Consider the following 20,795-nt stretch of genomic DNA (forward strand, 5'->3'; position numbering starts at 1 on the left):
CCGGTGCCGGTGCCGGTGCCGGTGCCGGTGCCGGTGCCGGTGCCGGTGCGCACCCCGGCCCGCGGTCGGGCGCTCCGGGTACGCTCGGGCCGGTGACCGACGGGACCGGACAGTTGCCCAGGACCGTGCCGTCCGGGGCCGGTGCCACCGTGCGTCGACTGGTCCACATCTCGCGGCCGGTCCTGTGGATCAACACGATCGGCTCGGGGTTCGTCGCGGTGTGGCTGACCGGCGCGCTGTTCGACCTCCGGGCGCTGCCGATCCTGATCTGGCTGACCCTGCCGTTCAACCTGCTCATCTACGGCGTCAACGACGTCTTCGACCAGGACACCGACGCCGCCAACCCCCGCAAGGGGTCGATCGAGGGCGCCAGGATCCGGCAGTCCGAGGTCCGGCTCATCGTCTGGGCCGTCGCCGTGGTCAACGTGCCGTTCCTCGTCGCGTTCCTGCTGACCCTGCCGCCGCTCGCGAACGTCGCGATCCTGCTCTACGCCGCCGTCTTCGTCGGCTACTCGGCGCCGCCACTGCGGTTCAAGGCCCGGCCGTACCTCGACTCGCTGAGCAACGCGGCGTACGCGCTGCCGCTCGTCATCGTGCCGTACGCCCTCGGGGACGAGCCGGTGTGGCCGGCCGCGGTCGGGCTGATGGCCTGGAGCGTCGCCAAGCACGCCTTCGACGCCGTGCAGGACATCGTCGAGGACCGTGACGCCGGAATCACCACGACCGCGGTGCGACTCGGACCCCGGGGGACCGCGCTGTGGAGCGGCGCCTGGTGGATCGTCTCGACGGTTTTGTTCGCCGTGGTGAGCCTCCCGGTGGCCGCCGTCAACTTGCTCATCGCGGGCGTCCTCGTCGTGAGCCTGCTCCGTGCACCGACCCCGGAGACCGGCCACCGCCTGTACCGACTGTCCGTCGCCTTCCCGTACATCGCGGGGTCCTTCGCCGGGGTACTGCTCCTGGTGTCCATCGTGCTCGGAGGTACGCAGTGAGTCGTGTCGTCGTCGTCGGAGGCGGGATCGGTGGCCTCACCGCCGCCGCCCTGCTCGCCCGTGCGGGGCACCGGGTGACCCTGCTCGAGGCCTCGGACCGGCTCGGTGGCAAGAGCCGGCGCATCCAGCTCGGGTCGGACCGGATCGACACCGGGCCGTCGCTCGTCACCTTCCCGGCGGTGTGGGACGAGCTGCTGCGGCGACTCGGCGGCCGCTCCGGCGAGGACGGGCACCTCGACCTGGTGCGCATGCCCGAGGTGGGGCGGTACTTCCACCGGGGCGAGGAGACCGCGCTGCCGGTGGCCCCCGACCACCCCTGGTACCCGGCGTGGCGACGGTTCGCCGACCTGCACGCGCCGCTCGCAGACGACGTGACCCGGCTCCTGCTCGCCGACCCGCTCGACCGCGCCGCCCTGCCGGCCGTCCGACGTCTGCTCTCGGTGTACGGCTCGCGGCTCACCACGCGCGCCTACCTCGACGGGCTGCCCTGGCTGCCGGACGGGCTGCGGGAGATCATCGCGATCCACACCCTGAACGCGGGGGTCTCACCCGCACGCACCCCGGCGCTCTACGCGAGCATGCCGGCGATCATGGCGGAGACCGGCGCGTGGGTGCCGGACGGCGGCGTGTACGAGGTCGTGCTCGCCCTGCAACGCCTGGCCGAGGCAGCGGGTGTCGACGTCCGCACCGGCGAGGCCGTCACCCACATCGACCGCGGTGGGGTCACCACCGAGGGCGGACTCCACCCCGCCGACCTCGTGGTCAGCGCGCTCGACGCCGACCGGCTGGCCGCGCTGACCGGGCCGTCCCCGATGCCCGCGCTGCCGCGTCCACGCTCCCGGCCCCGGGCGCTCTCCTGCTCCGCCGTCGCGCTGTACGGCGTGCTGCGCGAGGAACTGCCGGCGGGCCTCGCGACGCACAGCGTGGTGCTGCCGACGAAGCCGGACGCACTGCACCGGAGCCTCGAGGCGGGGGACGAGCCGGCGGACACCATGGTGTTCGTCAACCACTACCGCGCGGGGGAGCTCTCGCCGAACCCGCACGGCACCGTGGGGGTGCTGCTCACCGCGCCGGCTGACGGCGGGCACTACGACATCGACCACCCCTTCGTGCGGCGCGAGGTCGAACGGGTCTCGGCGGCGCTCGGCCTCGACGGTCCGATCACGGACCTGCTCGACGACCACGTGGTCCTCGACCCGGAGTACTACGGCACCGGGGGCGAACCGCACGGGGCGCTCTACGGGGCCGCGCGTCCGCCGTGGCAGAGCGGCCCGTTCCACCGGCCCTCGTACAACGACCGGTGGCGGCCCTGGCTCTGGCGGGTGGGCGCATCCGTGCACCCCGGTGGCGGGATCCCGGCGGTCGTCGGCGGAGCGATGATCGCAACGGCACGGCTGCTCCGGTCGACCCCGGCCTGAGCGCGCCCGCGCCGTAGCGCGCCCGCGCCCTCGCGCCCTCGCGCTCGCGCCCTCGCGCTCGCGCCGTCGCGCCCGCGCCCTCGCTACATCTCGACCTCGATCGGGTCGGCACGGACGAGCTCGTGCACGCCCGCGATCACCTCGCTCGGGCGGAACGGGTAGCGGTCGATCTCGGCCTGGTCGCTGATGCCCGTCATCACGAGGACGGTGTGGAGCCCGGCCTCGATGCCCGCCTGCACGTCGGTGTCCATGCGGTCGCCGATCATGCCGGTGTTCTCGGAGTGCGCCCCGATCCGGTTCATCGCCGACCGGAACATCATCGGGTTCGGCTTGCCGACGACGTACGGCTGCTTGCCGGTGGCCTTCTCGATCATCGCGGCGATCGCCCCGGTCGCGGGCAGGACACCCTCGGCGCTCGGCCCGGTCGCGTCGGGGTTCGTCACGATGAACCGCGCGCCGTCGCGGATGAGCCGGACGGCCTTGGTGATCGCCTCGAACGAGTAGTTGCGGGTCTCGCCGACGACGACGTAGTCCGGAGCCGTCTCGGTCATGATGAAGCCGGCCTCGTGCAGCGCCGTCGTCATGCCGGCCTCGCCGATCACGAACGCCGACCCACCGGGCATCTGCGAGCGGCAGAAGTCCGCCGTGGCGAGCGCCGACGTCCAGATGCGTTCCTCGGGCACCTCGAGCCCGGACCAGCGGAGCCGCGCGCTGAGGTCACGGGGCGTGAAGATCGAGTTGTTCGTCAGGACGAGGAACTCGGTCCCCTCGTCCAGCCACTGCTGGATGAGCTCGGGAGCCCCTGGCAGGGCCTGGTTCTCGTGGACGAGCACGCCGTCCATGTCGGTCAGCCAGCACTCGACTTCGTCGCGGGTCGCCATGGCCTCAGCGTACTGGGGCTGCCTCGCGCCGGACCCGGTGGTCACCCGGCTGTGGAGAACTGGCCGACCGGACACCGAGCGGCGTTCGGCTTTGGGCTACGATTTTCGGGACACGTACCGGATCAAGGAGGCCCCCTGTGCTCGTCGACCCCGGCAACCCGACCGTCCAGCCGCGGACCACTGCCGACCCCACCCTGCGCGCGCAACCGCAGAGCGGCGCCGAGTCGGCACCGACGCCGGCTGCCGCCACCGCGCCCCGTCGCCGCCGCGGCCGCCCGAACGTCCTGAGCCGCGAGCAGGTGGTCGACGCCGCCACCACCATCGCGAACGAGGAGGGCCTCGATCGCCTGTCCTTCCGCGCACTCGGCGCGAAGCTCGGCGTCGCGCCGATGACCGTCCACCGCACCATCGGCGGCCTCGACGACCTGCACGCCGAGCTCGTGCGCCGCACCGTCGACGAGTTCACCGCGACCTTCGTCTGGCCGGACGACTGGCGCTCCGTCCTCCACGTCTTCGCGTGCACCTTCCGCGACCTCATGCGCACCCACCCCCTCGTGCTCGAGTCGCACAGCCAGCGCGCCCCGCTCGCGTCCACCGAGTCCGACGCCGTCGTGGCGAAGGTCGTCGGTGCCCTGCAGCAGGCCGGGCTGCCCGAGCGTGAGGCCATGTACGCCTTCTTCGTGGTCTACGACTTCGTGGTCGGGCACGCCGGCGTGCAGGTCGGCCGCGGCGACTCCGAGACCGGGCGCCCCGAGCGGCACCGCGTCGTCGGCGAGATCCTCGGCGAGCACTCCTACGACGAGCGCTTCACCCTCGGGCTCGAGATCATCACCGCCGGCATCGAGGCCCGTGTCCGCGCGCACGGCACCGCGACGTCGTGAGCACCGTCGACCCGCAGCAGGCGCGACGCGAGCGCGAGGCCCGGTACCGCGGCTCGACCACTGCCCTGACGATGACCGTCGTCGGCGCGCTGCTGGTCGTCGCCGCGGGCGTGATCGGTGGGCTCGCGGTGTCGGACTTCGTCCTGCGCTTCCGGATGATGACGGTCAACAGCATCTTCTCCGACAGCCCCGACCCGGAGACGCACCTGTGGGCGGCCCCGGGCGCGGTCTTCGGCACGCTGGTGGCCATCGGCTGGTACACGAGGTGGAACCACCGCTGGTCCGGACGCACCACCGACCTGGTCGGGATCGGACCACTGCCGCTGTGGCTGGTCGGTGCCACCCTGTACGCGTGGTGGGCGACGACCACGCAGTGGCCCGCGCCGGACCGCGTCGGCGTGGCCGTCGACCCGACGTTCGGACACGACGAGACGTGGGGCATCGGCGCCTGGATCTGGTACACCTCCGTGTGGTGGCTGCCGGGGCTCCTCACCGTCGTGACCGCCCTCGCGCTCGTGGCCGGCGGTGCGACGCGGGTCGGCCGCGGGAACCGTCGCGCCCGGCTCACCGACGTCATGGCGAACGGTCGACGCACGACGGGTGAGGTCACCGCCATCAGCGGCGGCACGAGCCCGGACGCGTCGCGCACGCTGCTGCGGTGGACGTTCTCGTTCGTGGACCTGCACGGCGTCCGGCGCTGGGTCGAGCGGACCGAGGGCTTCACGCACGGCGCGGCACCGGTGCTCGGCGGGACGGTCACCGTGCTCTACGACCCGGCCCGCCCCGGCGACCGGAAGCGCATCTTCACTACGACCGGGAGCGGCGACGAGCCCGAGGGCTTCCTGCGCCCCGGCACGACGTGACGCCGGTCGAAAGTTGGCACTTCTCCACGAAAACGCGGCGCTCCTAGGCTCGTCAGCCGTGTCAGAACAGAACGCCCAGACCCCGCAGGACCAGTACCAGCCGTACGCAGCGGCGCCAGCCTCCCCGCAACGCACGAACACCCTCGCGATCATCGCGCTCGTGGCGGCGTTCGTCGCGCCGATCGTCGGGTTCGTCCTCGGCTTCGTCGCGATGTCCCAGACGAAGAAGCGTGGCGAGGGCGGCCGTGGCCTGGCGCTCGCCGCGGTCATCGTCGGCGGGGTGATCACGGTCTTCTACGCCGTGCTCTTCATCGCGCTCGTCGCGGTCGCGATGTCCGAGCCGTCGGTCACGTACCCGACGTCGTACTGACCCCACCCGGCCGTCGGCTGACGACGGTCGCCGGACGGGAGGCACGGGGCACGCGCCCTACGCTGGTCACGTGACCGAGCGCCTCCCGTCCGACCCCGCGGTCCCGTCGGGACCGTCCCGCCCCACCGGTACCGCTCCGGAGCTCCCGCCGACGCACGAGGCCACCACCAACGGCGTCGGGCCCCACCCCGAGCCGTGGCCGGACGACCCGCGGCTCGACCCGGAACTGCTCGCGGCGGGGGACACCCGGAACGTCGTCGATCGCTTCCGGTACTGGTCGATGGACGCGATCGTCGCCGAGCTCGACACCCGCCGGCACGCCTTCGACGTCGCGATCGAGAACTGGCAGCACGACCTGAACATCGGGTCGATCGTGCGGAGCGCCAACGCGTTCCTCGCCGGCACCGTGCACATCATCGGACGGCGTCGCTGGAACAAGCGCGGGGCGATGGTCACCGACCGCTACCAGCACGTGCGGTACCACCCGGACGTCGACGCGTTCCTGGCCGCGATGCACGAGGAGGGCCGGCCGGTCGTCGCCGTCGACAACACCCCGGGGGCCGAACGCATCGAGACCGCGGCGATCCCGGAGCGCTGCGTGTTCCTGTTCGGGCAGGAGGGGCCGGGGCTCACCGACGAGGCCGTCGCCGGAGCCGACGCGCACCTCGAGATCACGCAGTTCGGGTCGACGCGGAGCATCAACGCCTCGGCCGCGGCGGCGATCGTCATGCACGCCTGGGTCGTCCAGCACGCGGTCCTGCCCACGGACTGACCCGCGAACGGCGCGGGCGGTCCCGGCGTGCGCGTCAGCGGGCGGCGGTCGTGCGGCGGGCGACGAGCCGGGGCTCGACCAGGGTCTCCTGCCCGGGAGCGCCCGGGTCGGCGATGCGCGCGAGCAGACGCTCGCCGGCGCCGCGGCCGATCTCCACACTGCGGTCGTCGATGCTCGTCAGGCCGACGTAGGAGGACGCCGCGAGCGGGGTGTCGTCGTAGCCCATCACCGACACGTCCTCGGGCACCCGCAGCCCACGCGCGGCGAGCCCGGACATCGCGCCGAGCGCCATCACGTCGTTCGCGGCGAACACAGCAGTCACATCGGGGTGGGCGTCGAGCAGGTGTCCGACGGCCTCGGCCCCGGCCTCCTCGGTGGGCTCCACGGGCATGACGTGCGTGACGAGGGAGGCGGGCGACGGGGCGGAGGTGATCCGTGCCTCCAGGCCGGTGAGCCGTTCCGCGGACGCAGCCGAGCGTCCGCCGACGAAGCCGATGCGCGTGTGCCCGAGCGCGAGCAGGTGGTCGGCTGCCATCCGGCCGCCGGCACGGTCGTCGTTCGCGACGGTGTCGGCGCGGGGGAGCATCGCGCGACCGCCGGCGACCACGACGGGCATGCTCGCCGGGATCGCGAGGTCCGTGTCGGGCTCGCCGGCGATGACGATGCCCTCGACGCGCATGGACAGGAAGCCCTCCACCGGCGAGACGTCGAGCCCCGTGTTGAGGAAGCGGTCGGCGACCACGAGCCGGTGCCCCTGGTCCTGCAGTGCCTCGCGCAGGCCGGTGAGCAGGTCGACGAACCACTGGTTGCGGAAGTCGTCGAGCACCACGCCGATCGTGCGACTGCGGGTGCCGGCGAGGGAGACGGCGGCGGTGCTCGGCCGGTAGTCGAGTTCCTGGATGGCGCGGAGGACCGCCTCGCGGCGCTGGTCACTGACCTTGGGGGAGCGCTGGAGCACGAGCGAGACGAGGGACTTCGAGACGCCTGCGCGTGCGGCGACGTCGTAGATGGTCGCCGGTTTGCCGTCTGCGGTGGCGGACCTGCCGTCTCCCATGATCTCCCTCGACCGGTAGTGGTGTCCCTCGATGGTAGCGGGCCGGACGCGCGCGGTTGTCAGGACATGAGGCGGTGCTCGCGGGATGGGGGTGGCACGTGCATTCACGCGCCGCCCATAGTCGATGGAGCAGTAATCGTCGAGTACGACGGCTCCATTCGACGTTTCCTGCTCCATCAAAGGTGGCATGAGTCCTGCACAGGGCAACTCGTGCGCTGTGCTGTGCACAGGATCGGTGAGCAGCTCGGCTCGACCAACGCAACGCACCCATGCTCGGAGCGTGCGACCACGACCGCTGCCGAAGAGCCTGTCCGTGCGGAGCTTCGACGTCCGCTCTGCAGACCGCGCAGGTGTGCACCGCGAGCGACTCCGTCGGTCGGACCTGGTGCGACCGACGCGGTCGATCCGGTGGCACCGGCATCGGCCCCCGACCGGGATCGACCGCATCCGTGCCTTCCGGCCCGTGCTCGGCTCGGGCCAGTTCGTCAGCCACCTGTCCGCGGCGGTCCTGTGGGGCCTCCCGCTGCCGCGCGAGCACCCCGGCGACGATCCTGTCCACGTGACGAGCATCCGGCCGGCCGCCCAGATGCGGCGCCAGGGTGTCGTCGGGCACCGGACCACGGACGATCGTGCCGCGGTACTGACCCGGTGGGGGATGCCGACGAGTGCTCCGGCGGCCGCGTGGGTGGAGAGCGGGTCGCTGCTCGGTCTCGACGACCTCGTCGTCCTGGGTGATGCGGTGCTGTCGAGCCGAGCGTGCGCGACGACGACGGACGCGCTGGCAGCCGCGTTGGCAGCACGGGGCCGCTGCCCTGGCGCGCGGAAGCTCCGGGCGGCGCTCGGCCTGGTCCGCAAGGGGAGCGGATCGCCGCAGGAGACCCGGGCGCGGTTGGGCATCCTCCGTGCCGGGATCGCCGAGCCCGAGCTGCAGGTCGAGATCCACGACGAACACGGGCGGTTCGTCGGTCGCGCGGACTTCGCGTACCGACGCGAGCGCATCATTATCGAGTACGAGGGCGACCACCACCGGACCGACTCCGCGCAGTGGCAGTCCGACCTGCGGCGCTACCGGGCCTTCGAGCGTCTCGGGTGGGCGGTGCTGCGGTGGAGTCGGAGTGACCTGACGACCCACCGGACGGCGGCGCTCGAAGAGCTGGCAGGGCTGCTGCGGCGCCGGACGTAGCGTCCGCCGCAGGGCGACGCTGCTGCTGACCGGCGCTGCTGGCCGGACCGGAACCGCGCTCGGTCGGGCGTTGCGCGCGCCCGGACCGGTCGACGGTGCCGGGGGATGCCCCTCGGTGGAGCAGAAGACGTCGGGTACGTCACCGCTACCCGACGTCTTCTGCTCCATGAATGCCCCGCCGCGCCCGCCCGCTACCCGATCAGGCTCGGCCGCAGGTCGCGTAGCGTCCGCGAGCGGGTCTGCCGCGCGGTGACGACGTACGACACGAGCAGCGCGCCGAGCAGCCAGCACGCGAGCACTCCCGCGTCGGACCACACCGCCGCGAAGGACCCGCCGTACATCGTCTGCCGGATCGCGTCGACGGAGTAGGTCATCGGCAGCGCGAAGTGCAGCGCTGCCAACGGCCCCGGCAGCGTCTGCCACGGGAAGGTCCCGCCGGCCGTGACGAGCTGCACGAGCATGAGCACCAGGCCGAGGAACTGTCCGACCGAGCCGAGCAGCACGTTCAGCGCCATGATGATCGCCGCGAAGGTCGCCGAGGCGAGCACCATGATCGCCACCGTCGGCCCGGCGTGCACCACGTCGAGGTCGAGCGCGAACCGCACGATCAGGAACAGCGCCGCCATCTGCACGAGCCCGAGGAGCGCCGGGGTGAGCCATCCGCCGAGCACCACCCGCAGCGGCTTCTTCACGGCGGTGATCGCCCGCTTGGAGATCGGCTTGAGGATGAGGAACAGCGCGTACATGCCGATCCAGGCCGCGAGCGAGATGAAGAACGGCGCGAGGCCGGCACCGTAGTTTGACGCCGCGGCGACGTTGTCGTCGCCGACCTTCACGGGGTCCGAGATGACGGACGCCTGCGAGGAACGCTGCGACGCCGTGGAGGCCGGGATCTTCGTGCGGCCCTGGTCGAGCTTCGTGGCGAGCTCCTTCGAGCCGTCCTCGAGCGACTGCAGCCCGGTGGACAGCGAAGCGGCGCCCGACGTCGCCGACGCCGCTCCGCTCGCGAGCGAGGACGCGCCGGAGGACAGCGTCGGTGCCGCGGCGGCGAGCTTCGACGTGCCCGCGGCGACCTGCGACGAGCCCGACGCCAGCTGTGACGCGCCGGTCGAGGCCGACGCGATGCCGTCCGCCAGCTGCGGCGACGCCGAGGCGAGCGCCGACGTGCCGGCCGCGACCTGCGCCGACCCGTCGCGGAGTTGGTCGACGGCGGACTTCGTCGCCGCGTAGGTCTGCTTGGCCGAGGCGCCGGCGCTGTTGACGTCGCCGACCGCCTTCGCGATCGCCTCCTGCTGCGAGGGGGTCAGCGTCGCGCCCTCGGGCAGGTTCGCGGTGATCTGCGCGAGCAGCGCGTCGGCGTCGATCGGCTGCACCGCGTCGACGCCGGGGCTGACCGAGTCGACCTTGTCGGCCAGCGCGGCGTTCCCCGCGGCGACCCGCTGCGCGCCGTCGTTCAGCTGCGCGGTCTGCGCCGGCAGCGACGCGGTCTGCTGCTGGGCGGACTGCAGCCCGGACGCCAGGGTCGAGGCGCCCGACGCGACCTGCTGGGCGCCGTCGTTCAGCTGCGCCGTCTGCGACGGCAACGAGGCGGTGCCGGAGGCGAGCTGCGACGCACCGGCCGACAGCTGCTGGGTCCCGGTCGCGAGCGACGCCGCACCGTCGGCCGCCGTGGTCGCACCCGAGGCGAGCTGACCGGCCCCGTCGACGGCGTCGCCCAGGCTGTCGCGCACGTCGGCGAGTCCGACGAGCAGCGTCTTCGCGGCCTGCTTGCCGACCCGCTCGGCAACGGCCGTGCGCATGGTCTTGCCCGCCTGCTCCGCGATCGTCGAGGCCAGGTACGAGTTCGTGTCCGCGGTGGTCATGACGAGTTCGGCCCGCTTCGGGTCGTCGCCCTGCGCCGACACCAGGGACTCGGAGAAGTCGTGCGGGATCGTCACGACGAAGTCGTACGTCCCGTTCCGCACACCAGAGCGCGCGTCGGCCGCGGTCGTCTTCGTCCACTTGAAGTCGGCGCCGTCGATCGCCTCCTTCGTGACGTCCTTCCCGTAGTCGACCCGGTCGCCGTCGAGCGTCGCGCCGGCGTCCTGGTCGACGATGGCGGCCGGGATCTGGTCGAGCTTGGCGTAGGGGTCGCGGTTCGCCCAGAGGTAGGCACCGCCGTAGAGCAGCGGCACCACCATGAGGGCGACGAACGCCAGCCGGGCGAGCGGCGTGGCGGTGAGGCGCGCCAGTTCGGCGCGGATGAGCGAGGGGATGGTCACGCGGGTGCCTCCGTCGGGACGGTTGCGGGAGTTTCGGGGTCGGGACGGTCGGACTGGAGGCTCTGGTCGCCCCCGTCTGTCCGGGTCGCGTCGTCGGGACCCTCGGTCTGGATCGTGTCGAGCAGGTGCTCGACGGTGGCTGCGGCGGCCTTCGACGTCACGAGGACGACGGTCACGCCCCGGCGGGCGACGTCGCGCACCACCGCGAACCAGTCGGCCACGGCGCCCCCGTGTCGCTCGGGTGCGGTGAGCACGATGCCCGTGACCCCGTCCCGCAGCAGCGCGAGCTCCACGAGCAGCCGGACCCGCACGTCGGTCGGGACCCGCTGCACGTGCGTGTCGGCGTGGTCCCGCATCCCGAGCTCGTCGAGCACGGTGTCGACGTGCTCGCGGGAGGGACGCTGCCCGGCGAATGCGAGCTCCTCGCGCACGATCTTCCGGAGCGACATGACCGGGAACGGCTCGGCGACCCCGGGGGTGTCCACGAGCGCGAACGCCGAGCGGATCGCAGCGGCGTCCTCGTGCCCGTCGAGCAGCACTCGTCCGGTGTCGGGACGCATCCGCCCACCGGCGACGAGCGAGGCGAGCACGGGTGCCTGCTCGGTCTCGACGGCGACGACGCCGGGCCGCCCGGGAGCGGCGACGGCGGAGACGACGGGCAGCGCGGCGCCGGGCTCGTCGCCGATGCCGACGTGGTCGAGTTCGAGCGTCATGCGCGGGTCTCCTGCTCGGTCTGCGGTGCGGGGGCGGGGGCGACCGGGGCTGCCGGTTCGGACAGCAGCGCCGTGCGCCAGTCGATGCCGGCGGTGCCGAGCGCGGAGAGCACGACCGTGCGCCGACCCGCCTCGTCGCTCGTGCCGGAGCGGGTGGCCTCGTCGAGCACGGCGATGCACGCGGCCTCGACGAGCCGAGCCAGCGACGCGGCGTCGACGTCGTCGCGCATCGAGCCGTCCTCGATGCCGAGCGCGCATGCCTGCCGGACCTGGGCGCGCAGCGGTGCGAAGACCTCGGCCACCGCCTCGGCGAAGGGGCTGCGGACGGCGACGCGCGCCATCGGGCGGACGTGCGACACCTCGGACCACAGCGCGACCGCGAGGGCGGCGAGTCGAGCGGCCGGCGGCAGGGCAGCGAGTGCTGACGAGTCGGGCATGGCTGCGGCGATCCGTGCGGCGCCGGCGGTCACGACCTCGCGCACGAGGTCGTCGCGGGAGGGGAAGTGTCCGTAGACCGCACGCCGCGAGAGTCCGGCGGCGGTCGCGATGGTCTCGAGCCCGGCGTCCGGGTCCTGCTGCAGGACGCGCTTCGCCGCCTCGATCAGGGCAGCGCGGTTCTCGGCGGCGTCCCGTCGGGGAGCGCGCCCGGGCTGCTCGGTGGCGGTCCCGCCACTGGTCGTACTGGTCACGGCATCCAGCGTAATAACCTGCACACCCCTGTGCAAGTTATCGGGTTCCGTACCCCCGAACGAGGGACAGTCCCCCAAAGTGCGGACTGTTCCACCTGTGAACGAGCGCATAACTTCACAGAAATTCCCACCACGGACAGAGCCCGAGGAGTGCGCCCTGTGACACGTGCAACACCCAACCGTGCAGTACCCGAGCAACCACCCATCACGGAGCGCACCACGCGGTCACGCGTCGCACGCCTCCTGACCGCCGGGATCGCCGCCGTCGCCCTGTCCTGCGGCGGCCTCGCCGTCGGCGGAGCGGCGAACGCGGCGCCGACCGGTCTCTCCCCGGCCGACCTCAAGCTCGCCGCGCCCCTGCGCGACGCCAAGCCCCAGAAGACGGTCGCCGCGTTCGTGCGCACGACGGGCCAGGGTGCGCTCGAGGTCGACGCGAAGGCGAAGGGCGGCGACCTGACGAAGTCGAAGGCGCCGTCGTCCGCCGCGCAGGAGCGCGTCCAGGCGATCACGTCGACCGTCGACGCCGTCCGTGCTGCGGTCAAGCGCTCCGACGCCAAGGCGACGGAGCTGTACTCGACCGAGTACACCGTCCCCGGTGTCGCGGTCGTCGCCGACGTCGACGCGCTGCGCGACATCGCGAGCCGCTCGGACGTCGAGAGCATCATCCCGCTCACCCCGAAGAAGATCGTCGACCCGACCCCGGGCGACTCGTCGAAGGCCCCGAGCGGTGTCGACCCCGACCTGGTGCAGCCGGGCGCGGACGGCGTCAGCCCGAAGAACGCGGCGAGCGACGTCTACACGCGTTCCCTCGACGCGTGGCAGCAGACCGGCCGCACCGGCAAGGGCGTCAACGTCGCCGTCCTCGACACCGGCCTCGACTACACGCAGGCCGACTTCGGCGGCCCGGGCACCACGGCCGCGTACGAGCAGGCCCTGGCGAGCACGAGCGCACCGGACCCCAGCTGGTACGACGCAGGGAAGTACCTCGGCGGCTACGACTTCGCCGGCCCCACCTACAACGCGGACTCCTCGAGCGCGGCATACGACCCGACCCCCAAGCCGGACGCCAACCCGATCGACGGCAAGGGTGGCGACCACGGCACGCACGTGTCCGGCACCGCCGCGGGCTACGGCCTGACCGCGGACAAGAAGACGTTCCGCGGCGACTACACGAAGCTCACGAACCAGTCCGTCCAGGACATGTGGATCGGTCCGGGCACCGCGCCCGAGGCCGGCCTCTACGCCCTCAAGGTGTTCGGTGACGGCGGCGGCTCGACCGACCTGACCGGTGCCGCGCTCGACTGGGTCGGCCAGGCGCTGACCGAGGGCAAGGACATCAACGTCCTGAACCTGTCGCTCGGCTCCGACTACGGCGCACCGGACGACCCCGACAACGCGAAGATCGACGCGCTCACCGCCCGCGGTGTCCTCCCCGTGATCGCCTCGGGCAACGCCGACGACTTCACCGACATCGGCGGCTCGCCGGGCAACGCCGAGGGCGCCCTGACCGTCGCCGCGAGCGCCACCGGCCAGTCGCTGTTCGACGGCGTGAAGGCCACCGCGCCGTCCGACGTCGCGGGCACCTACCGCGCGCAGTACTCGCAGAACTACCAGGGCACCCTGCCGGTCGAGGGCGACGTCGTCGTGCCGACCACGAACATCGACGGCTGCCAGGCGTTCAGCGCCGACGAGGCCGCGAAGGTCACGGGCAAGGTCGTCTGGCTGAAGTGGACCGACGGCGCGCTCGAGTGCGGCTCCGGTGTGCGTTTCAACAACGTGCAGGCGGCCGGCGGCGTCGGCGTCCTGCTCGCCGGGACGGTGACGAGCTTCGACTCGGGCGTCGCGGGGAACGCGACCATCCCGGGGGCCGAGCTGACCTCGGACAGTGCTGCGAGCCTCCAGGCCGCCGCGCAGGCCGGGACCCTGCACGTGCAGTTCGCACAGGAGCTCAAGGGCTTCCAGCTGGCGACCGACCAGGCGAACGTGAACACGCTCGCTCCGTTCACCAGCCGTGGCGTCCACGGCTCGTTCGGCGACATCGTCAAGCCGGACGTCGCCGGCCCCGGGGTCAACGTGATCTCCGCGGCCAACGGCACCGGTGACGGCCGCATGTCGATGAGCGGCACCTCGATGGCGACCCCGCACGTGGCCGGCATCGTCGCGCTGACCTTCCAGTCGCACCCCTCGTGGACGGCACCGCAGGTCAAGGCCGCCGTGATGAACACCGCGACGCACGACGTGCGCCAGGGTGACCGGAACGCCACGCTGCTCCGCCAGGGCACCGGCCGCGTCGACGCACTGCAGGCGGTCACCGCCGGCACCACGGTGCGCAGCATCGAGAACGACCAGCTCGTCACCGCCTCGTACGGTGTCGTCGAGGTCAGCGGGAAGACCACCGAGTCGCGCACCCTGCAGATCCAGAACACCGACGGCCGTCCGCACACGTACGACGTGGCGTACCAGGCCCAGGTGGACCAGCCGGGTGTCGCCTTCGCGCTGAGCACGAAGCGGGTCACCGCTCCGGCGCACGGCACCGCGACCGTCAAGCTGACGTTCACGATCGCCGACCCGACGCAGCTGCGTCGCGTCATCGACCCCACGCAGGAGTCGGTGCAGTCCGGCTACCAGCGTGAGTTCGTCGCCGCGGCGTCCGGCATCGTGTCCTTCACGCCGACCGACACGAAGCTGAACCCGATGCGCCTCGGTGCGTACGTCGCACCGAAGCCGGTCAGCGCCGTGCACGGGAAGGGCATCGCGTTCTCGGGCTCGACCACGACCGCGGAGCTCGCGCTCACCGGCCGCTCGGTCGACCAGGGCGACGCCGTCACCGGGTACCACTCGGTCGTCGCACCGTTCGTCCTGGGCGGGACTGACCCGCAGGAGCCGCTGCCCGCCGGTTCGGCGCAGCAGTCCCTGCAGGCCGCCGACATCCGGGCCTACGGCGCGAACTACGACAAGGCGTCCGACACCCTCGCCTTCGGCGTCCAGACCGCCGGTGCCGACGCGAACCCCGGCGCGGTGACCAACGTCGAGGTCCTCATCGACACGAACCGCGACGGTGAGCCGGACTTCCTGGTGTACGACGCCAAGTCGACCACCATCGACGCGACGCTCGCCACCACGGTGGACCTGGCGACCGGCAAGACGGTCGACGCGCAGCCGCTCAACGGCGGCACCGCGGGGCAGGACGTCAACACGTTCGACAGTGCCGTCAAGGTGCTGACGGTGTCGGCGTCGACCATCGGCGCGACCGGTGCGTTCGACTACTCGGTGCTCACCGAGTCGGCGTACGCCCCGGCCCTGGCCACCAGCGGCTCGAACGTCGTGGACGAGACCGAGTCGGCCACGTACGACCCGTCGAAGCCGGCGCTCGCCTTCGCGCAGGGCACCACCACCGGTGTGCTCTACGCCGACACGGGCTCGCTGCAGGTCACGCGACAGGCCGACGCCACCAACGCCCGTGTCCTGCTGCTCCACCTCGGCAACGCGGTGGGCGACCAGGCGGACGTGCTCCAGGCCGCGCAGACCGCGCCGACGCTCACCCTCCGCGAGGGCAGCGCCGTCACGATCTCGGGCACCCCGAAGGTCGGGAAGTCGCTCAAGGCGAACCCGGGCTCGTGGGACGGCAAGAAGGTCTCGTACTCGTACCAGTGGCTCCGTGACGGTGTCGCGGTGCAGGGTGCGACCGACCGGCGCTACACGCTCGGCACGACGGACGCGGGTCACCGCTTCTCCGTCACGGTGACGGCGAAGGCGACGGGCTACCAGGACGGGACGGCGACCTCCGCCGAGACCGCGAAGGTGGCGCCCCGCAAGTAGTCATCGACACGGACGCCCCGCCACACCATACCGGTGCGGCGGGGCGTTCGTCGTTCCCCTGGCCACCCTCGAAGCATCTGGTATTCTGAAATTCTGCATCCGAACCGGTGCAGACGGGGACCAGACGGGATCGAGACATGCAGCAGAGCTGGACGGTGGCGCACGACTTCTTCTTCCAGGCGGGGGGAGCGGAGCGCGTCACGGCGGACCTCGTCTCGGCCGTCGGGGCTGATCGCGTCCTCGCCCTCGGTGGCGACCCGCAGGTCGAACGCAGCCTGGGACTCCGCGAGGTGTCGCACCGACTCCCCGGGACGACGACGCGCAACCACCGGTACCTGGCTCTGGGGTTCCCCGCGTTGAGTGCCGCGCTCCCCGCGGTCCAGGGGAACCTGCTCTCGTCTTCCTACGCGTTCGCCCACCACATGCGGGCACGGGGGACCCACCTCGTCTACTGCCACTCGCCGTTGCGACAGGTCTGGAGCGGACGGGACATGTACTCGTCAGGCCTCTCGCGGGTGATCAGTGGGATCCCGGTCGGAGTCCTCCGTCGTGTCGACCGGCATGCTGCGCTCCGGGCCGACGGCTACATCGCGACCAACACGATCGTGGCGGACCGTGTCCGTCGGTACTACGGCCTGGAGCCGGTGGGCATCATCCCGCCGCCCATCGACGATGCGTTCTTCCGCGCTGAGCCGCGACGGCGGGACCTCGACCTGCTGTGGGTCGGGCGGATCGTCGAGCCGTACAAGAACCTCGGGGTCCTCCTCGAGGCGATGCGTCTGCGACCCGACCGGCAGCTCACCGTGGTCGGTGACGGCCGCGACCGGTGCCGCCTCGAGCAGGGTGCACCGGCGAACGTGCGGTTCATCGGTTCGCGGTCGACGTCGGAGCTCGCCGACCTGTACTCCCGCGCCCAGGCGCTCGTGTTCCCGAGCGAGGACGACTTCGGGATGGTCCCGGTCGAAGCGATGGCCACGGGGCTGCCCGTGCTCGCGCTCCGTGCGGGCGGTGCCACCGAGACCGTGTCCGACGGGCTCACCGGAGCGTTCTTCGACCGTGCGACGCCGGCCGGCATCGCTGCGAGTTTCGACGCCGCTGATGCGGGCGCCTGGGATCACTGCGCGATCCGTCGCCACGCGGAGTGCTTCTCGCGCGAGCGCTTCGTCCGGCGCATCCGGACCCTCATCGGAACGGCACCGGTCGAGAACGCCCCCGCCGATCTGGTCTCCGCGGGAGGCGGAGTGCGGCAAAGGGACATGTAGTTAGGCGAACTAGGGAATGGGTGCGAGAGTGAGGCCATGCGATCCCACACCTCCCTGATGCAGCTCCGGGCCAACCCGATGGAGTGGCGGCGCCGTGGGCTGACCCCGCCCGATGCACTCCAGGCCATGGTCGAGGAACGCCTCGCGCAGCCGGGTCACGCCCAGCCCGTGGGGGACCCGTCGTACCAGGACTTCTTCCGCGCCTGATCGCGGAACGTCACCACCTGACGGACGGGAGGCGCGGTGCCAGCTGGCACCGCGCCTCCCGTCCGTTCTGCTGAGCGGTCTACTCGCCGATCTTGTCGTCGGCGGCCTGCTCGGCCTTGTCGACCTGGTCGCCGTGGCCACCGCCGGTGGCCTTGTCGGCCGCGCCGGCGGCCTTGCCGAGACCGGCGTCCGTCGCCTGCTCGCCCTTGTCGCTGTTCGCGAAGTCCTTGGCCTTGTCACCGAGGTCACTCATGTGGTGCTCCCTTGCTCGTCGGATCTGACGTGGACGAGGCTGCGCCGGTGGAGCCGGACGGGCTCCCAGGTGCGGAACCGGTCCTCACAGGCGGGTGGCGTGCAGGTGGACAGCCGATAGACTCGGGTGGACCATCGGCCCAGCCCGCCGGTGCGGTCCTCCGCCAACGTGAGGAGAACCTCCATGCCCGCAGCAGTCATCATCGGTGCCCAGTGGGGTGACGAGGGCAAGGGGAAGGCAACCGACCTCCTCGGCTCGCGCATCGACTACGTCGTGAAGTTCAACGGTGGCAACAACGCCGGCCACACCGTCGTCGTCGGCGGCGAGAAGTACGCGCTGCACCTGCTGCCGTCCGGCATCCTGACGCCCGGCGTGACCCCGATCATCGGAAACGGCGTCGTCGTCGACCTCGAGGTCCTGTTCCAGGAGCTCGACGCGCTCCGCGCCCGTGGTGTCGACGTCTCGAAGCTCCTGGTGTCCGCGAACGCGCACGTCATCACGCACTACCACCGCACCGTCGACAAGGTGACCGAGCGGTTCCTCGGCAAGCGCCAGATCGGCACCACCGGCCGCGGCATCGGTCCGACCTACGCGGACAAGATCAACCGCGTCGGCATCCGCATCCAGGACATCTTCGACGAGAACATCCTGCGGCAGAAGGTCGAGGCGGCCCTCGACCAGAAGAACCACCTGCTGGTCAAGGTCTTCAACCGCCGCGCGATCGACGCGGACGAGGTCGTCGAGTCGCTGCTGTCCTTCGCCGAGCGTCTTCGCCCGATGGTCGCCGACACCGCGCTCGAGATCCACCGCGCGCTCGAGCGGGGCGACACCGTCCTGTTCGAGGCCGGCCAGGCCACGATGCTCGACGTCGACCACGGCACCTACCCGTTCGTGACGTCGTCGTCGGCGACCGCCGGTGGCGCCGCGACCGGTTCGGGCATCGGCCCGGGCAAGCTCGAGCGCATCATCGGCATCGTCAAGGCGTACACGACCCGCGTCGGTGCCGGTCCGTTCCCGACCGAGCTGTTCGACGAGTCGGGGGAGTTCCTCCGCGCCAACGGCTTCGAGTTCGGCACGACGACCGGTCGTCCGCGTCGCTGCGGCTGGTACGACGCCCCGATCGCCCGGTACACAGCGCGCATCAACGGTGTGACCGACTTCGTGCTGACGAAGCTCGACGTGCTGACCGGCCTCGAGACCATCCCGGTCTGCGTCGCGTACGAGGTCGACGGCCAGCGCGTGGACGAGGTCCCCGTGAACCAGTCGGACTTCCACCACGCGAAGCCGATCTACGAGGAGTTCCCCGGCTGGACCGAGGACATCACCGGCGCCCGCTCGTTCGACGACCTGCCGAAGACCGCGCAGGACTACGTGCTCGCGGTCGAGGCGATGTCGGGCGCGCGGATCTCGGCGATCGGCGTCGGCCCGGGCCGTGACGCGATCGTGGTCCGCCACGACCTGCTCGGCACCGGCGAGACTGCTGCGTGAGCATGCGGATCCTGTTCGTCTGCAGCGGCAACATCTGCCGCTCGCCCCTCGGTGCCCAGGTGCTCGAGGCTCGGCTCGGCCCGGACGCCCCGGCGTTCACGGTCGAGTCGGCCGGCACCATCGCCGACGACGGCGCCCTGATGGACGAGACGGCTGCGGCGCAGTCCGCCCGACTCGGCGGTGACCCCACGACGCACCGGTCGCGCTACCTGACCGAGGAGATCGCGGCGTCGGCCGACCTCGTGCTCACCGCGGAGCGCTCGCACCGAGCGGCCGTGGTGTCGCTCGCGCCGCGGGCAGCGAAGCGGGCGTTCACGATCAAGCAGTTCGCGCGGGTGCTCGACGGGCTCGAGCCGGGCGACCTGGCCGGCATCGAGACCGCGCAGGACCTGGTCGACCGGGTCGCTCGACTCCGGGGGACCGTGCTGCCGCCCGCCGACCCCGCGGACGACGACGTGGACGACCCCTACCGTCGGTCCGAGGACACGCACGTGCGGGTCGCCGACGAGATCGACGCGGCGCTCACGCCCATCGCGGACGCCCTGCGCGCGCTGCGCTGACCCCGCCCCACTCCGGGAACGACGAAGCCCCCGCCTCGGTGGCGGGGGCTTCGTCGCGTCTGCTCACGCCTCCGGCAGGCGGTACGTCCCGACGGTGATCGTGTGCGCGCCCTGGCTGGCCAGCTGTCGCACGACGGCGTCGGTGCGTGCCCGGTTCGGCACGGCGTGCTTCCGGGCGAGGTCGGTCACGAGGCCACGCAGCTCGTTGTCGTTCGTCACCACGGCCGTCGTCGCCGAGCGTCCGGTCGGTGTCGTGCTCGTGCTGCGGTCCTCCGGGTTGACGTACGCCGCGGCGTCGCCGGAGTAGAACACGCACGAGTCGACCCACTGCGGCCCGTTGCCGTCCGCGTCGGCCAGGAACCGCTGCAGGCGTCGGGCCTGCTGCCGGACCTGCCGGGTCGGGGCGTTCCCACCGGACTGCACGCGGACCTGCCACCAGTGCTCGACGTCGTCGGCGTGGTCGAGGACACGACGACTGCGCACCTGGATCGCGAAGGACCCGGTCAGCGACGACTCGTCGAGCAGGTTGCGGAAGGCGTGGTGCACGGCGCTCGGCTTCCGGCCGTCGAACACGATGCCGTTCCACCGCTTGTTCTCGATGACCAGCACGTGCCCGGACTCGAACACGAGCACGTGGTCGAGCTGAGCGGCGTAGCTGCGGTCGCGGTCCCGCTCGCCCTGGGCCACCGGCACGAAGACGACGTTGGTGAGCAGCGCGCCGTTGATCCCGGCGGCCTTGCAGACCTCGATGATCGTGCGCTGCGAGGCCTCCTCCCACCGCATGCCCGTCCGGGCGAGGGCACGACCGGCCTCGGCCTCGGCGAGGGCCTGCTGCCGGGCGGCCTCGGCACCGGCGAGCTGGCGGCCGTGCTCGGCCTCGGCGGCGGCGGTCTGCTCGCGGTGTTCCCGCTCGAGGGTGCCGGTGCGGTGGTCCAGCCGGACCTCGGCGTCGGAGAGGGCGGCACGGTTGGAGGACTGGGTCCGCCGCAGGACGATCACCAGGACGACCACGACGATCGCGAGCCCCCCGGCAACCACCCACGGCACGAGGTCGCTGGTCATGGGACCACCTCACCACGACGCAGCGCGCGCGGGGTCGCGGGCTGCGGCGAGTCCGGCAGGACGCCGTTCG

Annotated in this window: 19 protein-coding genes; 12 read left to right on the forward strand and 7 right to left on the reverse strand. The window is 72.1% G+C overall.

Annotated elements, in window-relative coordinates; translation table 11 throughout:
• Window positions 1-92: 92 nt before the first annotated feature.
• A complete protein-coding gene (locus ABIC52_RS06760) occupies window positions 93-989 on the forward strand; it encodes a UbiA family prenyltransferase (RefSeq protein WP_354026939.1) in 897 nt (298 codons plus the stop codon).
• Window positions 986-2,407: a phytoene desaturase family protein gene (locus ABIC52_RS06765; RefSeq protein ID WP_354026940.1), complete on the forward strand. Its 1,422-nt coding sequence runs from the start codon at window positions 986-988 to the stop codon at window positions 2,405-2,407. The genes ABIC52_RS06760 and ABIC52_RS06765 overlap by 4 nt, the downstream gene beginning before the upstream one ends.
• Before the next feature lie 83 nt (window positions 2,408-2,490).
• Here ABIC52_RS06765 and ABIC52_RS06770 read toward each other — a convergent pair whose 3' ends face one another.
• Window positions 2,491-3,288 (reverse strand): HAD-IIA family hydrolase, encoded by a 798-nt coding sequence (locus tag ABIC52_RS06770; protein WP_126890135.1) that lies wholly within the window; start codon window positions 3,286-3,288, stop codon window positions 2,491-2,493.
• Between the two features lie 137 nt (window positions 3,289-3,425).
• Here ABIC52_RS06770 and ABIC52_RS06775 point away from each other — a divergent pair, with 137 nt between their 5' ends.
• The 4 genes from ABIC52_RS06775 (at window position 3,426) to ABIC52_RS06790 (ending at window position 6,174) form a co-directional block, all read left to right on the forward strand.
• Entirely contained in the window at window positions 3,426-4,169 is a 744-nt protein-coding gene (locus ABIC52_RS06775; protein WP_126890136.1) for a TetR/AcrR family transcriptional regulator C-terminal domain-containing protein, read from the forward strand.
• Window positions 4,166-5,032: a DUF3592 domain-containing protein gene (locus ABIC52_RS06780; RefSeq protein ID WP_126890137.1), complete on the forward strand. Its 867-nt coding sequence runs from the start codon at window positions 4,166-4,168 to the stop codon at window positions 5,030-5,032. The genes ABIC52_RS06775 and ABIC52_RS06780 overlap by 4 nt, the downstream gene beginning before the upstream one ends.
• A 58-nt stretch (window positions 5,033-5,090) precedes the next feature.
• Complete coding sequence (locus ABIC52_RS06785) at window positions 5,091-5,402, forward strand: DUF4190 domain-containing protein (protein WP_126890138.1); 312 nt, start codon at window positions 5,091-5,093, stop codon at window positions 5,400-5,402.
• Between the two features lie 70 nt (window positions 5,403-5,472).
• Entirely contained in the window at window positions 5,473-6,174 is a 702-nt protein-coding gene (locus ABIC52_RS06790; RefSeq protein WP_354026941.1) for a TrmH family RNA methyltransferase, read from the forward strand.
• Between the two features lie 34 nt (window positions 6,175-6,208).
• On the opposite strand, the gene ABIC52_RS06795 is transcribed toward ABIC52_RS06790, so the two are convergent.
• Window positions 6,209-7,228: a LacI family DNA-binding transcriptional regulator gene (locus ABIC52_RS06795; RefSeq protein WP_354026942.1), complete on the reverse strand. Its 1,020-nt coding sequence runs from the start codon at window positions 7,226-7,228 to the stop codon at window positions 6,209-6,211.
• Window positions 7,229-7,508: 280 nt separating this feature from the next.
• On the opposite strand from ABIC52_RS06795, the gene ABIC52_RS06800 reads away from it, so the two are divergent.
• On the forward strand, window positions 7,509-8,411 hold the full coding sequence (locus ABIC52_RS06800; protein WP_161972546.1) for an endonuclease domain-containing protein: 903 nt from the start codon (window positions 7,509-7,511) through the stop codon (window positions 8,409-8,411).
• Between the two features lie 191 nt (window positions 8,412-8,602).
• Here the strand turns inward: ABIC52_RS06800 and ABIC52_RS06805 are convergent, their stop codons facing one another.
• The 3 genes from ABIC52_RS06805 to ABIC52_RS06815 are packed head-to-tail and all read right to left on the reverse strand — an operon-like array spanning window position 8,603 to window position 12,074.
• The gene (locus ABIC52_RS06805; RefSeq protein ID WP_354026943.1) at window positions 8,603-10,672 is read right to left on the reverse strand and encodes a YhgE/Pip family protein; all 2,070 of its coding nucleotides are present in this window, start codon (window positions 10,670-10,672) and stop codon (window positions 8,603-8,605) included.
• The gene (locus tag ABIC52_RS06810; RefSeq protein ID WP_126890143.1) at window positions 10,669-11,385 is read right to left on the reverse strand and encodes a P-loop NTPase family protein; all 717 of its coding nucleotides are present in this window, start codon (window positions 11,383-11,385) and stop codon (window positions 10,669-10,671) included. Before ABIC52_RS06810 ends, ABIC52_RS06805 begins: the two co-directional genes overlap by 4 nt.
• On the reverse strand, window positions 11,382-12,074 hold the full coding sequence (locus ABIC52_RS06815; RefSeq protein ID WP_354026944.1) for a TetR/AcrR family transcriptional regulator: 693 nt from the start codon (window positions 12,072-12,074) through the stop codon (window positions 11,382-11,384). The genes ABIC52_RS06810 and ABIC52_RS06815 overlap by 4 nt, the downstream gene beginning before the upstream one ends.
• A gap of 159 nt (window positions 12,075-12,233) precedes the next feature.
• On the opposite strand from ABIC52_RS06815, the gene ABIC52_RS06820 reads away from it, so the two are divergent.
• The 3 genes from ABIC52_RS06820 to ABIC52_RS06830 all read left to right on the forward strand — a co-directional run bounded on the left by ABIC52_RS06820 (window position 12,234) and on the right by ABIC52_RS06830 (window position 17,362).
• On the forward strand, window positions 12,234-15,893 hold the full coding sequence (locus ABIC52_RS06820; RefSeq protein WP_354026945.1) for a S8 family peptidase: 3,660 nt from the start codon (window positions 12,234-12,236) through the stop codon (window positions 15,891-15,893).
• Window positions 15,894-16,030: 137 nt separating this feature from the next.
• A complete protein-coding gene (locus tag ABIC52_RS06825) occupies window positions 16,031-17,155 on the forward strand; it encodes a glycosyltransferase (RefSeq protein WP_354026946.1) in 1,125 nt (374 codons plus the stop codon).
• Window positions 17,156-17,191: 36 nt separating this feature from the next.
• On the forward strand, window positions 17,192-17,362 hold the full coding sequence (locus tag ABIC52_RS06830; protein WP_153257418.1) for a hypothetical protein: 171 nt from the start codon (window positions 17,192-17,194) through the stop codon (window positions 17,360-17,362).
• Between the two features lie 79 nt (window positions 17,363-17,441).
• Here the strand turns inward: ABIC52_RS06830 and ABIC52_RS06835 are convergent, their stop codons facing one another.
• On the reverse strand, window positions 17,442-17,615 hold the full coding sequence (locus tag ABIC52_RS06835) for an Rv0909 family putative TA system antitoxin (RefSeq protein WP_354026947.1): 174 nt from the start codon (window positions 17,613-17,615) through the stop codon (window positions 17,442-17,444).
• Between the two features lie 183 nt (window positions 17,616-17,798).
• On the opposite strand from ABIC52_RS06835, the gene ABIC52_RS06840 reads away from it, so the two are divergent.
• On the forward strand, window positions 17,799-19,103 hold the full coding sequence (locus ABIC52_RS06840; protein ID WP_209680057.1) for an adenylosuccinate synthase: 1,305 nt from the start codon (window positions 17,799-17,801) through the stop codon (window positions 19,101-19,103).
• A 2-nt stretch (window positions 19,104-19,105) separates the two neighbouring features.
• Window positions 19,106-19,663 carry an arsenate reductase/protein-tyrosine-phosphatase family protein gene (locus ABIC52_RS06845; protein ID WP_354027049.1) on the forward strand — a complete coding sequence of 186 codons (558 nt, stop codon included), beginning with the start codon at window positions 19,106-19,108 and terminating at the stop codon, window positions 19,661-19,663.
• A 63-nt stretch (window positions 19,664-19,726) separates the two neighbouring features.
• Here ABIC52_RS06845 and ABIC52_RS06850 read toward each other — a convergent pair whose 3' ends face one another.
• Window positions 19,727-20,725 carry a nuclease-related domain-containing protein gene (locus tag ABIC52_RS06850; protein WP_354026948.1) on the reverse strand — a complete coding sequence of 333 codons (999 nt, stop codon included), beginning with the start codon at window positions 20,723-20,725 and terminating at the stop codon, window positions 19,727-19,729.
• Window positions 20,726-20,795 lie beyond the last annotated feature (70 nt).

The organism is Curtobacterium oceanosedimentum (assembly GCF_040545555.1).
Classification (GTDB): Bacteria; Actinomycetota; Actinomycetes; order Actinomycetales; family Microbacteriaceae; genus Curtobacterium.